At 65.1% G+C, this 12,914-nt stretch carries 14 protein-coding genes; 12 read left to right on the top strand and 2 right to left on the bottom strand.

Features of this window, described 5'->3' with window-relative positions:
* Window positions 1-70 precede the first annotated feature (70 nt).
* From N2605_RS17095 to N2605_RS17085, 3 genes are all read left to right on the top strand, one after another.
* On the top strand, window positions 71-262 hold the full coding sequence (locus N2605_RS17095; RefSeq protein WP_035999201.1) for a hypothetical protein: 192 nt from the start codon (window positions 71-73) through the stop codon (window positions 260-262).
* Between the two features lie 212 nt (window positions 263-474).
* Window positions 475-795 (top strand): DUF1476 domain-containing protein, encoded by a 321-nt coding sequence (locus tag N2605_RS17090; RefSeq protein ID WP_225125373.1) that lies wholly within the window; start codon window positions 475-477, stop codon window positions 793-795.
* A gap of 106 nt (window positions 796-901) precedes the next feature.
* Window positions 902-1,192 carry a hypothetical protein gene (locus N2605_RS17085; protein ID WP_036031443.1) on the top strand — a complete coding sequence of 97 codons (291 nt, stop codon included), beginning with the start codon at window positions 902-904 and terminating at the stop codon, window positions 1,190-1,192.
* A gap of 33 nt (window positions 1,193-1,225) precedes the next feature.
* On the opposite strand, the gene N2605_RS17080 is transcribed toward N2605_RS17085, so the two are convergent.
* On the bottom strand, window positions 1,226-1,354 hold the full coding sequence (locus N2605_RS17080; protein WP_260347296.1) for a hypothetical protein: 129 nt from the start codon (window positions 1,352-1,354) through the stop codon (window positions 1,226-1,228).
* Between the two features lie 792 nt (window positions 1,355-2,146).
* On the opposite strand from N2605_RS17080, the gene N2605_RS17075 reads away from it, so the two are divergent.
* Window positions 2,147-3,073 (top strand): septal ring lytic transglycosylase RlpA family protein, encoded by a 927-nt coding sequence (locus tag N2605_RS17075; protein WP_225142003.1) that lies wholly within the window; start codon window positions 2,147-2,149, stop codon window positions 3,071-3,073.
* Here N2605_RS17075 and N2605_RS17070 read toward each other — a convergent pair.
* Complete coding sequence (locus tag N2605_RS17070) at window positions 3,067-4,023, bottom strand: alpha/beta fold hydrolase (protein ID WP_225112895.1); 957 nt, start codon at window positions 4,021-4,023, stop codon at window positions 3,067-3,069. The two genes, N2605_RS17075 and N2605_RS17070, sit on opposite strands and share 7 nt — an antisense overlap.
* A 154-nt stretch (window positions 4,024-4,177) precedes the next feature.
* Here N2605_RS17070 and N2605_RS17065 point away from each other — a divergent pair, with 154 nt between their 5' ends.
* The 8 genes from N2605_RS17065 to N2605_RS17030 all read left to right on the top strand — a co-directional run bounded on the left by N2605_RS17065 (window position 4,178) and on the right by N2605_RS17030 (window position 12,896).
* Window positions 4,178-5,440, top strand: a complete 1,263-nt coding sequence (locus N2605_RS17065; RefSeq protein WP_225112894.1) for a D-alanyl-D-alanine carboxypeptidase family protein — start codon at window positions 4,178-4,180, stop codon at window positions 5,438-5,440.
* A 2-nt stretch (window positions 5,441-5,442) separates the two neighbouring features.
* Window positions 5,443-6,129 carry a dTMP kinase gene (tmk, locus tag N2605_RS17060; RefSeq protein ID WP_225112893.1) on the top strand — a complete coding sequence of 229 codons (687 nt, stop codon included), beginning with the start codon at window positions 5,443-5,445 and terminating at the stop codon, window positions 6,127-6,129.
* Entirely contained in the window at window positions 6,126-7,172 is a 1,047-nt protein-coding gene (locus N2605_RS17055; protein ID WP_260347295.1) for a DNA polymerase III subunit delta', read from the top strand. Before tmk ends, N2605_RS17055 begins: the two co-directional genes overlap by 4 nt.
* 108 nt (window positions 7,173-7,280) lie before the next feature.
* Entirely contained in the window at window positions 7,281-9,227 is a 1,947-nt protein-coding gene (gene metG / locus N2605_RS17050; RefSeq protein WP_260347294.1) for a methionine--tRNA ligase, read from the top strand.
* Between the two features lie 13 nt (window positions 9,228-9,240).
* Complete coding sequence (locus N2605_RS17045) at window positions 9,241-10,017, top strand: TatD family hydrolase (RefSeq protein WP_260347293.1); 777 nt, start codon at window positions 9,241-9,243, stop codon at window positions 10,015-10,017.
* Window positions 10,018-10,030: 13 nt separating this feature from the next.
* A complete protein-coding gene (locus N2605_RS17040; RefSeq protein WP_035999229.1) occupies window positions 10,031-10,828 on the top strand; it encodes an MBL fold metallo-hydrolase in 798 nt (265 codons plus the stop codon).
* 158 nt (window positions 10,829-10,986) lie between these two features.
* Window positions 10,987-11,580, top strand: coding sequence for a TRAP transporter small permease (locus N2605_RS17035; RefSeq protein WP_035999231.1), 594 nt, complete (start codon window positions 10,987-10,989; stop codon window positions 11,578-11,580).
* Between the two features lie 2 nt (window positions 11,581-11,582).
* Window positions 11,583-12,896, top strand: a complete 1,314-nt coding sequence (locus tag N2605_RS17030) for a TRAP transporter large permease (protein WP_035999234.1) — start codon at window positions 11,583-11,585, stop codon at window positions 12,894-12,896.
* The last annotated feature ends 18 nt before the right edge of the window (window positions 12,897-12,914 follow it).

Here is a 12,914-nt window from a genome sequence, read left to right as displayed (position 1 = left end):
TTATGCCCCCGGCCGACGGTCTCGAACGGGACCATGCGGAACTTTTTCCTCACGGCCACGTTCATTCGGCATGACTGAAGACCTTTCCTTCCGACGCAAACCCCTGACTCCCGAACAGCGCCACGCTCGCGATGCGGCTCGGCGGATCGAGGCCGAGAAGGCCATGCGCGATCACGAAGCGGCGCAGAAGGCGTTCTATGCCAACAAGGAACGGCTGAAGGCCGAGCGGCTGGCGCGCGAAGCGGCGGCGGCGAAGGGCTAAGCGAACGCGCTTAGCCGCGCAATTACCAAAAAATCGTATCTGCTGGCGGCCTGCATTTGATTGTCGGCCGCCAATGCCGCTTCCCATCGGCAGGCTTGACGGCGCTTCGCTTCCGGGAGGAAGCTTCTGATGATCCAAAACTGACCTGAACCATGGAGACGTTCGCTCCCAGCAAGTCCGATCCTCATCAGCGACGCAGAATGGAGCTGACCATGACCACGTTCGACAAGCGCGAGCGGGGCTTTGAAGCCAAATTCGCCCACGACGAGGAATTGATGTTCAAGGCCACGGCGCGGTCCAACAAGCTGCTCGGGCTTTGGGCCGCAGGCCAGCTCGGGCTCAGTGGCGATGCCGCTGCAGGCTACGCGGCTGCGCTGGTGACGGACCATCTGGAGAGCCGGACGATGGACCACGTGGTCGGCAAGGTGGCGGGCGATCTCGCAGGCAAGGGGATCGCGCGCGAGCAGGTCGCGCAGAGGCTTCAGGAATGTCTGCACCAGGCGCTGGCGCAGCTCGAAGCGGACCGGCAATGACACTTGCTGCCGCGTTCATTCGGCGCGCTTGACGCCTTCCGCGGGCTGTGCCGTTTCGTGCTACCGTGCCAGCCGCCGGAGACGGCGGCGAGCGGGAGGTGGGGGCATGTCACGGGGCAGCTTTGGCAAATGGTCCGGCGCAATCGCATGCGCCGGCGCCATGCTGGTCGCTGCAGGTGGCGCCGAGGTCTCGGCGACACCGCTGACGCCGTTTCGCTACGAGGCGCAGGCCCAGCGTCATTGCCCGCGCGACAAGGTGGTTTGGCTCGACTTCGGCAAGGGCGTTTATTACCGCAAGGGTCAGAAGCGCTACGGCCAGGGCTTCGACGGCAGCTTCGTCTGCCAGAACGAGGCCCGCGGCGGCTTCTACCGCCGCTCGCTGTTGGGCCTGCGCTGAGCGGCGGATTTCGGCGGCTGGCGGACGCGCCGGTTATTTCGCTGACGGCAGCCTGACCGGCACATGCGGGGAGGTGCTGATGACCCGGGGGCTTCCATCCGGATAGGTGCGGTTGCCGCGGATCAGGGATTCCAAGACCAGGAAGAACTTCTCGGCAAGCATTTGCGTCACCCTCGTTGGTGATGGCCTCTTGCAATTGGTCGAGGCGCCGAACGCAATAATTCAATCAACTGAATGGGAGCGGGGACGGCCGCGCCTGCTGCGCCGCAATGGAGAGAACCGGTGTTGGACAGGAGGACGTGCGGTTCAGGCAAACGCCAGCGCGACGAGGCTCGAGCAGAGCAGCACCAAGCCGCCGGCGGTCAAGGCCAGGAAGCCATCGGATACGAGGTCATGATTACGCATGGGACACCTGCCGCTCTCGTGTTCGATGCGCGAGTGGATCGACCAAGACCGTCCGAACGCGCCGCTTTGAAAGAGGTGATGCTTGCCGTCCGCGCGAGTGCCTTTATGCCCTCGTGCGGTAACCCTCGAACGCATGGGCCAGGAAGATCCCCGCGCTTACCAGACCCATCAGTGCCGAAACCGTCTCGATCATCGTTAAATTCCAAATCCCGCCCTCGCATCCGAGAGAACGCGGGCGGCCTTGCACAGTCAAAAGAATTTCGGTGAGCGGCGCGACAATGGGGGTGGAGTGAGGATTTGGCGCAACAGACTGTCCGGCACTGGCACAGTGCGGGGGCCATCGCCCCGTAGAACAACGGAAAAATGCGAACGTCTCGTTTACCATCCCGGCGTGATCGCCGTGGGCTCCCCATTTCCGCCGCGTTCGGGTTGCGTTATCGTTACCGCTTCCGAGACGGTGGTGGGCCGCCTTGGATGAGATGACCGGACAGCGCTCCCCGTAGCCAAAGCGGGTTGGGTACGCCTCCGGCGAAGTGGTATTTGGGGCGCATGGGGATCCGTCGGTCAGATTCGGTTTTGCGAGCCGCGCGCGGTGTTGCGGCGGTCGCGACCTGCCTTGCGCTCGCCAACTGCGCCTCCTCGAACAAGTTCGCCAGCCGCGTCGACCCGAAATACGGCGTGTCCTCGAGCCCGCGGGTGGTGGCCTTTGGCGATCCGGTCCCGAAGGGCGGCGGCACCTACCGCGTCGGCAAGCCCTATGTCGTGGCGGGCCGGACTTACGTGCCGGAGGAGGACGTCAACTACCGAGCTGAGGGCATGGCCTCCTGGTACGGCGACAGTTTCCACGGCCGCCTGACCGCCAATGGCGAGGTGTTCGACATGACCTCGCTGACCGCGGCGCACCCGACCCTGCCGATGCCGTCCTACGCCCGGGTCACCAACGTCTCGAACGGCAAGTCGCTGATCGTCCGCGTCAATGACCGCGGGCCTTACCACGGCAACCGCCTCATCGACGTCTCGAACAAGGCTGCCGAACTCCTTGAATTCAAAGGAAATGGCGTCGCCAAGGTCCGCGTCGAATATGTCGGCCGGGCTCCGCTAGAAGGCTCCGACGACCGCCAGCTTCTGGCGACCCTGCGCACCGGCGTTCCGGCGCCGTCGCCCTCGATGGTCCGGGTCGCCTCGGCCAAGCCGTTTGTGCCGGAGCTGCCGTCCTCGACCCGCGGTGCCATTCGCGGCGAGGTCCCGATGCCGGAGGGGCGGCCATACAATCTCGGCAGTACCTCGGCCGATATGGCTTCGCTCAATGCTACCTCGGAAATGTCGGCCTCGAGCCGCAGCCGGGGCCAGGCGCTCCAGAACGCCCGCGCGGTGTCCTATGGCGAGGACGGTCGCTACGCCGCCGACAGCGCGGCCGCATCGACCGATGGCGCCGCCGAGGCCCGCAGCATCCTGAGCGGCCGCGGCCTCTACTGAGCCGCGCTCTCCTTCAAGAACGTGACGAGCGCCGCATTCACCTCTTCGGGCCGCTCCTGCTGCACCCAATGGCCGGCGCCCTCGATGATCAGCTTGCGCTTCAGATTGGGCAGCACGCGCTCGAGCTCGTTGACGCGCTTGGCCCCGATCAGGCCGGTGATGACGGCGTCCTTCGAGCCTGCGATGAAGAGGGAAGGCTGGTGAATCTGCGCGTCCTGCCAGGGCGCGGTCAGCTCCCAATTGCGGTCGATGTTGCGATACCAGTTCAGCCCGCCGCGGAAGCCGGACTTGCGGAAGGCCTCGGTGAAATAGGCCAGGTCTGCCTCGCTGAGCCAGCCAGGCAGCGGCTCGTCGGCGCCCGCGTGGCCGAGAAAGCCCTTGCCCTCCTGCACGAACATGGCGGCGGTGGGATCGGCGAGGCCCCGCCCGCCGAGGACGATGCGCATGGTGCGTGCGACGTCACGCTCGAGCTCGGCCTCGGCGACGCCGGGCGTCTGGAAATACTGCCAGTAGAAGTTGGTGACGCCGCCCTGGCGCAGCAGGTCGAGCGGCTTGCCGCGGCCCCGGAACGGCGGCGGCACGCTCAGGCCCGCGACCGCCGTGAAGATGTCCGGCCGGAACAGCGCCGCGTGCCAGGCGACCGGTGCACCCCAATCGTGGCCGACCACCATCGCCTTTGTCTCACCGAACGCCTGGACGAGGCCCACCACGTCGCCGACCGTGTCGAAGATCGAGTAGGCGTTCATATCGAGTGGTGCCGCGCTCTGACCATAGCCGCGCATGTCGGGGGCGACGACGTGAAACCCGGCTTCGGCGACTGCCGGGATCTGGTGGCGCCAGGAATAGGACAGTTCCGGCCAGCCATGGCACAGCACTACAAGCGGTCCCTGTCCGGCTTCGCGGACGAACAGCTCGACCCCGTTGGACTTGATCATGCGGGTTGAGGGCATTCGCTTTTCCGCCTTGTTTCAGGGGTTTGGTCGAAAAACATGAGGCGTCACGATAGGGGCGCAGCGAGAATCGTGCAATCTCGGCGACAAGCGTCCAACCGCGTGTTGTTCGCATCTGTTCCAGCTGTTAGAACGCCTCTCTCAGGGCTTCGCCATGGCACTTCGTCTTCCTTTGCTTCGTCGCAACCGGCTCACCGCCGGAACGCTGGCGCGCGGGCTGATCGCGACGGTTTTGGCGGCGGCCATCGGCTGGGGCGGGGCGCTCCATGCGGCCAACCAGAGTGTCCAGGGCGGCAAGAAAGCGGAAGATGCCGGCTTCGACGGCGATGCCCCGACCGCGATCCTGATCGAAGCCTCCTCGGGCAGCGTGCTGTTCGAGAAGAACGCCGACGAGCTGCGCGCGCCTTCGAGCATGATGAAGCTGATGACCGCCGAGGTCGTCTTCAACGCCATCAAGAAGGGCGACATCAAGCTGAACGACGAGTATCGGATCAGCGAGAATGCCTGGCGCAGAGGCGGGGCCCCCTCGGGCGGCTCGACCATGTTCGCCGCCATCAACAGCAAGGTCTCGGTCGACGATCTCCTGCGCGGCGCGATCATCCAGAGCGGCAACGACGCCTGCATCGCGCTGGCCGAAGCCATGGCGGGCAATGAGCGGATCTTTGCCGCCGATTTCATGACCAAGCGCGCCCGCGAGCTTGGCATGACCAGGTCGACCTTCGCCAATTCCAGCGGTCTGCCCGATCCCGGCAACAAGATGACGGTGCGCGAGCTCGGCATGCTTGCCCGACACATCATCCTGGACTTCCCCGAATTCTACAAACTGTTCGGCGAGAAGGAGTTCACCTGGAACAAGATCCGCCAGCAAAACCGCAATCCGCTGCTCAATTCGATGGAAGGCGCTGACGGCCTGAAGACCGGCTACACCAAGGAAGGCGGCTACGGCATGGTCGGCTCCGCCGTGCAGAACGGCACGCGGCTGATCGTCGTCGTCAACGGGCTTGACGATCCCGAGGACCGCGCCACGGAAGCCAAGAAGATGCTGGAATGGGGTTTTCGCAATTTCGAGACCCGCACCCTGATCGCAGCCGAGCAGCCCGTCGGCTACGCCAAGGTGTTCGGCGGCGAGAGCCGGTCGGTCAAGCTCATCGCCAAGACCCCTGTGAAGGTGATGGTGCACAAGAACGGCAGCGACAAGCTGATTGCGCGCATCGTCTATAGTGGCCCGGTGCGCGCGCCGATCGAGGCCGGCCAGCGGGTCGGCGTGGTCAGGGTCTGGCGCAGCGGCAACATCGCAGTCGAGACGCCGGTCTACGCCGCGGAGGCGATCGGCACCGGCTCGACCATGCGCCGCGCGATCGACGGCGCCAGCGAGCTCGTGATCGGCATGTTCCGCGCAGGCGCCGAGAAGCTCTGATCATGAGTGAGAGCGCTGCACAGCGACCGTCCGGACGGGGACGCTTCATCACCTTTGAAGGCGGCGAGGGCACGGGCAAGTCGACCCAGATCAAGAAGCTCGCCGACCGCCTGAAGGCGGCAAAGCTGCGCATCCGCGTGACGCGGGAGCCGGGCGGCTCGCCGGGCGCTGAAATCATGCGTCATCTGGTGCTGTCGGGCATGGGCAAGCTGCTCGGCCCCGAGGCCGAGACGCTGCTGTTTGCCGCCGCGCGCGATGACCATGTCCGCACCGTGATCCAGCCGGCGCTGAGCCAGGGCGTCTGGGTGCTGTGCGACCGCTTCGCGGATTCGACGCGGGCGTATCAGGGCAGCCTCGGCCAGGTGCCCGATGGCCTGATCAACGCGATGCAAAGGGTGACGATCGGCGACCTCAAGCCGGACCTCACCATCATCCTCGATTTGCCGGTCGAGATCGGCCTGCAACGTGCCGCCGCGCGCCGCGGCAGCGGCACGCCCGACAGGTTTGAGGCTGAGAAGCTCAGCTTTCACCAGGGCCTCCGCGAAGCCTATCGCAAGATCGCGGCGGAGGATCCCGCGCGCTGCGTGCTGATCGACGCCAATTCCGATCCGGACACGGTCGCCGCGCGCGTCTGGACGGCGCTGCGCGAGCGCCTGCTGCCAACGCCTGCGTCAGTGGTGTCGGTATGAGCCCGCGTCAGGCCGAGCGCGAAATCGCCATACCGCATCCGCGCGAGACGTCGCAGCTGTTCGGCCATCGCGAGGCGGAGGCCGCGCTGCTTGATGCCTATCGCAGCGGACGCATTCCGCATGCCTGGCTGATCGGCGGGCCACAGGGGATCGGCAAGGCGACGCTGGCCTATCGCATGGCGCGCTTCGTGCTCGCCCATGCGCAGCCGCTGGCGCCGGCCGTGCAGCGCGCCGAAAGCCTTGCGATCGATCACGACGACGCCGTGGCGCGGCAGGTGGCGGCCGGCTCGCATGGCGGCCTGCTGACGCTCGAGCGCACCGCCAACGAGCGCGGCGTGATGCGCACCGTGATCACCGTGGACGAGACGCGCGAGACGATCGGTTTCTTCGGCTCGACCGCCGCGGCCGAAGGCTGGCGCGTCTGCATCGTCGACACCGTCGACGAGCTCAATCCGAACGCGGCCAACGCGCTTCTGAAGATCTTGGAGGAGCCGCCGCAGCAATCGCTGTTCCTGCTGGTGAGCCACGCGCCCGCGCGGGTGCTCGCCACGATCCAGTCGCGCTGCCGCAAGCTGCGCCTGCGGCCGCTGACCACGAACGATGTGATCGGCGCCGCCGCTTCGGCGGCTGAGCTCGATCCGAACGATGCCGCGCTGCGCGAGGCGGCCGAGGCCTCCGAGGGCAGCGTCGCACGGACGCTGACGTTGCTCGGTGGCGAGGCCCTGAAGCTTCAGCAGCGCACGGCGGCGCTGCTCGCGCGCCTGCCGCAGGTCGATCCGCGCGAATTGCACACGCTCGGCGATTCGCTCGGCACCAGCGACCGCGTGGCGCTTGCGGCCTTCATCGACGGCATCGACCGCTGGATTGCGGAGCGCCTGCATGCGGATGAGGCCAATGCCAACCAGAACCTGCCGCGCCTTGCGCGGCTAGCTGAGGTATGGGAAAAGATCGTCCGCGCCGCGCGCGACACCGAAACCTACAATCTGGAGCGAAAGCCCTTGGTTTTCTCGGTGTTCGGCTGGCTGGCGGACGCAACGCGCTAAAGCATGATCCGGAAAAGTGCGCAGCGGTTTTCCGAAAGATCATGCGCAAAACAATAACGGAACGCCGAGCCGTTTCCAAAATTCGAGAAGCCGGTAAAGGAATTCGTGGTGGCAACGCGAGCTAAGAAATCCGTCAAACGCAAGAGCGGCAAGAAGGCTGCGAAGAAGGCCGTCAAGAAAGCCGCGAAAAAGGCCAAGGCGCGCGCGGCCAAAGCTGCCAAGAAGGTCAAGAAGACCAAGAAGGCTGCCGTCAGGAAGACCGTGAAGAAGGGCGCCGCAAAGAAGGCCGCGAAGAAGCAGGTCGTCGCCAAGAAGGCGGTGAAGAAAGCTGCCAAAAAGCCGGCCAAGGCTCCGGCGAAGAAGGTCGCGAAAAATGCGGCTGCGCCTGCCGTGACCGCCGCACCGACTCCCGTCGTGACGCCTGAGAAGCCAAAGGCGCCGAAGCCAAAGGCTCCTCGTTCGCCGAAGCCCGTCGCTTCTGCGCACGTTGCCACGCCTGCGGTTGCCGCCGCGCGCGACAACATCTTCTACATCACCACCGCGATCGCCTATCCCAACGGTAGCCCGCATATCGGTCATGCCTATGAGGCGATCGCGACCGACGCCCTGGCGCGCTTTGCGCGGCTCGACGGCAAGGATGTGTTCTTTTTGACCGGCACCGACGAGCACGGTCAGAAGATGATTCAGACGGCGGCGAACGAAGGCATGTCCACCGCCGCGCTCGCGACGCGCAATGCCGGCCGCTTCAGAGAGATGGACGAGCGCCTGGACGTGTCGTTCGACCGCTTCATCCGCACCACCGAGGAGCAGCATCACCGTTCCAGCCAGGAGATCTGGCGCCGCATGGAAGCGAACGGCGACATCTACGCTGACACCTACTCGGGCTGGTACTCGGTCCGTGACGAGGCCTATTACGCCGAGGACGAGACGCGTGTGAACGACGATGGCGTGCGCTTGGGGCCGCAGGGCACGCCGGTGGAATGGGTGGAGGAGAAGAGCTATTTCTTCCGCTTGTCGGAGTACCAGGACAAGCTGCTCAAGCTCTATGCGGATCAGCCCGACTTCGTCGGGCCGGACTCGCGCAAGAACGAGGTGGTGAGCTTCGTCAAGGGCGGCCTGCGCGATCTCTCGATCTCGCGCACCACGTTCGATTGGGGCGTGAAGGTGCCCGGCGACGAAGAGCACGTGATGTATGTCTGGGTCGATGCGTTGACCAACTACATCACCGGCGTCGGTTTCCCCGATGAGAGCGACAAGAACTGGCGCTATTGGCCGGCCGACGTGCACGTCATCGGCAAGGACATCATCCGCTTCCATGCGGTGTATTGGCCGGCCTTCCTTTTGTCGGCGGGCATCCCGCTGCCGAAACGGGTCTATGCCCACGGCTTCCTGTTCAACAGGGGCGAGAAGATGTCGAAGTCGGTCGGCAACACTGTCGATCCCTTCAACCTCGCCGACCAGTACGGCGTCGACCAGTTGCGCTACTTCTTCTTGCGCGAGGTGCCGTTCGGCCAGGACGGCAACTACAATCACGAGGCGATTGTCGCGCGCATCAACGCCGATCTCGCCAACGATCTCGGCAATCTCGCGCAGCGCTCGCTGTCGATGATCGCAAAACAGCTCGGCGGCGTGCTGCCCGAGCCCGGCGAGTTCAGCGACAACGACAAGGCGATCCTGGCGATGGCCGACGGCATGATCGCTGCCTCGCGTGAAGCCATGGCGACGCAGCAGATTCATCAATGGCTCAACGCCGTCTGGGCCGTGGTCGCGGAGGCCAACCGCTATTTTGCGGGTGAAGCGCCGTGGGCGCTCGCCAAGACGGATCCGGCCAGGCAGAAGACGGTGCTCTACGTCACCGCCGAAGTCGTGCGTCAGATTGCGATCCTGGCTCAGCCCGCGATGCCGACCGCCTCCGGCAAGCTGCTCGACAGCCTCGGCATCCCCGAAGCCGAGCGCAATTTTGACATGCTCGGCGGCGCCAAGCGCATCGCGCCCGGTTCGACGCTGCCGGCGCCGATGCCGGCGTTCCCGCGCTACGTCGAGCCGGCGGCCTGAAGGCGTTCGCACGATGCTGGTCGACAGTCATTGCCATCTGGATTTTCCGGACTTTGCGGAAGATCTCGACGGTATCGTGTCGCGGGCGCGAGCCGCCGGGATCGCCCGCATGGTCACGATCTCGACGCGGGTCCGGCGGGTGCAGGACCTGCTCGCCATCGCGGAGCGCTATGACGACGTCTATTGCTCGGTCGGCACCCATCCGCATCATGCGGACGAGGAGGACGGCATCGCGCCGGATGAGCTGATTGCGCTGACCCAGCATCCCAAGGTCGTCGCGCTCGGCGAGGCCGGGCTCGATTATTTCTACGACAACGGCTCGCCGGAGGCGCAGGCGAGGGGCTTTCGCGCCCACATCGCCGCCGCCCGCACCACCGGCCTGCCGCTGGTGATCCATACCCGCGAGGCCGACGAGGACTGCGCGCGCATCCTGGAAGAGGAGGCCGCAAAGGGATCGTTTCGCGCCGTCCTGCATTGTTACACGGGCGGGCGCGAGCTGGCACTGAAGGCGGTGTCGCTCGGGCTCTATATCGGCTTCACGGGAATCCTGACCTTCAAGAAATCGGAGACCTTACGCGCGATCGCAGCCGAACTGCCGCCCGATCGTATCCTGGTCGAAACAGACTCGCCCTATCTTGCGCCCGGCAAATTTCGGGGCAAGCGCAACGAGCCGGCCTACGTGGTCGAGGTCGCAAAGGTGCTCGCCGAGACGCGCGGCGTGTCGCTCGACGAGATCTCGCGCCAGACCAGCGAAAACTTCTTCCGCCTGTTCTCGAAGGTGAAAGCTTGAGACTGGGAGCCACATGACGCTGACGCTGACGATCCTGGGCTGCGGCTCCTCCGCCGGCGTGCCGCGCCCGGCGCTCGGCTGGGGCGCCTGTGATCCCAACAATCCCAAGAACCGCCGTCGCCGCTGCTCGCTGCTGGTCGAACGGACGTCCGAGCATGGCACGACACGCATCGTGATCGACACCTCGCCGGACCTGCGCGAACAATTGCTCTCGACCAATGTCGACCACATCGACGCGGTGTTCCTGACGCACGAACATGCCGACCAGACCCACGGCATGGATGATCTGCGCTCGGTCGTCATGCACATGCGCCGGCGCATTCCAACCTATTTCAACCAGTCGACCGCCAAGGACATCCTGTCGCGGTTCTCCTATTGCTTCATCTCGCCCGAGGGCAGCGATTATCCGCCGATCCTGACGCGGCATTCGATCGAGGCGGGAGAAAGCCAGACCATTCTGGGGAAGGGCGGCGCGGTGACGATGACCGCCTTTCTGGTGCAGCACGGCAACATCCCCGCGCTCGGCTACCGCATCGGGGATGCGGCCTATACGCCAGACCTCAATGATATCCCGCGCGAGAGCTGGGAGGCGCTGGAAAATCTCGATCTCTGGATCGTCGACGGCCTGCGTTACACCGGCCATGTCAGCCATTTCAGCATCAACGACGCGCTGTCCTGGATCGAGCGCTTCAAGCCGAAGCGCGCGGTCATCACCAACATGACCGCCGACGTCGATTATGAGGTTATCCGGCAGTCGCTGCCCCCTGGCGTGGTGCCGGCCTATGACGGGCTGCGGCTCGAGACGCACTAAACCCGCGGTGGAAATTCTCCTGCCAGCCGGCATAGACCTTGCTTGCACCGGCCCCATCATGTTGATCTAACGTCTGAAAGACAGGCGTTGGGCAGGGCGATATTCAAACAGGACCGGCAGTCGGATGCTATCGGTCCGTCGAGTCGCATCGTGTGAGGATGGGGATCGCGTTGGCAGAGGACGATGTAGCGACTCAGGGACCGGTACGACGCGCGCTGGACCTCCTCTATCTCGGCGCGGGCTATGCCGCGGGCGTCTTCCTGGTCGCGATCTTCGCAATCATGATGGTGATGTCGGTCGGGCGCCAGTTTGCGCTCAACATTCCCGCCGGCGATGATTTTGCGTCCTGGTGCATGGCGGCGATGGCGTTCCTCGGCCTCGCTCACACGTTCAAGCGCGGAGAGATGATCCGCGTCGGCCTGTTGCTGGAGCGCTTGCACGGGCGGACCAAGCAGATCGCGGAGGTCGTGGCGCTCGGCATTGCCGCTGCCTTCATTCTCTACTTCACCCGTCATGCTGTGCAGATGACCTACGATTCCTGGCGCTTCAACGACGTGGCGCAGGGCGTGGTCGCGCTTCCGCTCTGGATTCCCCAGCTCGGCTTCGCCGGCGGCCTCGTGATCCTCTCGATCGCGCTGATCGACGAGATGGTCAACGTCATCGGCGGCAACCGTCCGAGCTACGAGAAGGGCTCGCCCGACGAAACTCCGGAAGAGTTCGTCGAACGCATCTCGCAGGGCGGTGGGGGCTGACCATGGCCAGTCTCGGCATGATCGAGCTGTCGTTCGTCCTGCTCGGCGTCATGATCCTGCTGCTGGGAAGCGGCGTCTGGATCGCGGTCTCGCTCGGGCTGGTCGGCTTCGTGGCGATGGCGCTCACCACGAGCCTGCCGCTCGGCACCGTGCTTGCGACCACCACCTGGAGCGCGAGCTCATCCTGGACGCTGGCGGCCCTGCCGTTGTTCATCTGGATGGGAGAGATTCTCTTCCGCACCAAATTGTCGGAGGAAATGTTCCGCGGCCTGTCGCCCTGGGTGCAGTGGCTGCCGGGACGGCTGACACATGTGAACGTGATCGGCTGCGGCATCTTCGCGGCGGTGTCGGGTTCGTCGGCGGCGACCTGCGCGACGATCGGCAAGATCGCGCTGCCGGAGCTCGACAAGCGCGGCTATGACAAGGGCCTGAGCCTCGGATCGCTGGCGGGCTCGGGCACGCTCGGCCTGCTGATCCCGCCGTCGATTCCGATGGTGGTCTATGCCGTCACGGCGAACGTCTCCGTGCTTCAAGTGTTTCTCGGCGGCTTCCTGCCGGGATTGCTCGTGATCGCGCTCTATTCCGGCTACATCATCATCTGGTCGCTGCTCAACCCGACAAAGGTTCCGCCGCGCGATCCGCCGATGCCGCTCCGGCAGAAGCTGCGCGAGTCCGCCAAGCTCGCGCCCTGCCTGCTGCTGATCCTGGCGGTGTTCCTGTCGCTCGTTCTCGGCTTTGCGACGGCGACGGAGTGCGCGGCCTGGGGCGTTTCCGGCGCGCTGCTGCTGGCTTGGTGGAGCGGCACGCTCACGCGCAAGAACTTCCTCGAGAGCATCATGAGCGCGACGCGCCTGACCTGCATGATCATGCTGATCCTGGCAGGCGCGGCCTACACCACGGCGGCGATGGCCTATACGGGGATTCCGGCCGCGCTCGCCACCTGGGTCCAGGGCCAGCAGCTCACGCCGAGCATGCTGGCGCTGTATCTGAGCATCATGTACATCATCCTGGGTTGCCTGATCGACGGCATCTCGATGATCGTTCTGACCGCTGTCATCGTGCTGCCCATGGTCAGGCAGGCCGGCCTCGACCTGGTCTGGTTCGGCGTCTATCTGATCATCCACGTCGAAATGGCGCAGATCACGCCGCCGGTGGGGTTCAACCTGTTCGTGCTCCAGAACATGAGCGGCCGCGATACGTTCACGGTCGCGCGGGCGGCCTTCCCGTTCTTCGTGCTATTGCTCGCTGCGGTCTTCATCATCACGGAGTATCCGCAGATCGTGACGTTCCTGCCGAAGCTCGCTTTCCCAGACTGAGCGTACCCGTTCTCTAGA

Source organism: Bradyrhizobium yuanmingense (genome assembly GCF_025200905.1).
Taxonomy (GTDB): domain Bacteria; phylum Pseudomonadota; class Alphaproteobacteria; order Rhizobiales; family Xanthobacteraceae; genus Bradyrhizobium; species Bradyrhizobium yuanmingense.
This window is presented reverse-complemented; position numbering and strand designations above follow the sequence as displayed.

Excerpts from the sequence above, each read along its gene's own strand:
- N2605_RS17095 (WP_035999201.1), top strand. The coding sequence starts at position 71 with ATGACTGAAGACCTTTCCTTCCGACGCAAACCCCTGACTCCCGAACAG.
- N2605_RS17090 (WP_225125373.1), top strand. The coding sequence starts at position 475 with ATGACCACGTTCGACAAGCGCGAGCGGGGCTTTGAAGCCAAATTCGCC.
- N2605_RS17085 (WP_036031443.1), top strand. The coding sequence starts at position 902 with ATGTCACGGGGCAGCTTTGGCAAATGGTCCGGCGCAATCGCATGCGCC.
- N2605_RS17080 (WP_260347296.1), bottom strand. The coding sequence starts at position 1,354 with ATGCTTGCCGAGAAGTTCTTCCTGGTCTTGGAATCCCTGATCCGCGGC.
- N2605_RS17075 (WP_225142003.1), top strand. The coding sequence starts at position 2,147 with ATGGGGATCCGTCGGTCAGATTCGGTTTTGCGAGCCGCGCGCGGTGTT.
- N2605_RS17070 (WP_225112895.1), bottom strand. The coding sequence starts at position 4,023 with ATGCCCTCAACCCGCATGATCAAGTCCAACGGGGTCGAGCTGTTCGTC.
- N2605_RS17065 (WP_225112894.1), top strand. The coding sequence starts at position 4,178 with ATGGCACTTCGTCTTCCTTTGCTTCGTCGCAACCGGCTCACCGCCGGA.
- tmk (WP_225112893.1), top strand. The coding sequence starts at position 5,443 with ATGAGTGAGAGCGCTGCACAGCGACCGTCCGGACGGGGACGCTTCATC.
- N2605_RS17055 (WP_260347295.1), top strand. The coding sequence starts at position 6,126 with ATGAGCCCGCGTCAGGCCGAGCGCGAAATCGCCATACCGCATCCGCGC.
- N2605_RS17045 (WP_260347293.1), top strand. The coding sequence starts at position 9,241 with ATGCTGGTCGACAGTCATTGCCATCTGGATTTTCCGGACTTTGCGGAA.
- N2605_RS17040 (WP_035999229.1), top strand. The coding sequence starts at position 10,031 with ATGACGCTGACGCTGACGATCCTGGGCTGCGGCTCCTCCGCCGGCGTG.
- N2605_RS17035 (WP_035999231.1), top strand. The coding sequence starts at position 10,987 with ATGGGGATCGCGTTGGCAGAGGACGATGTAGCGACTCAGGGACCGGTA.
- N2605_RS17030 (WP_035999234.1), top strand. The coding sequence starts at position 11,583 with ATGGCCAGTCTCGGCATGATCGAGCTGTCGTTCGTCCTGCTCGGCGTC.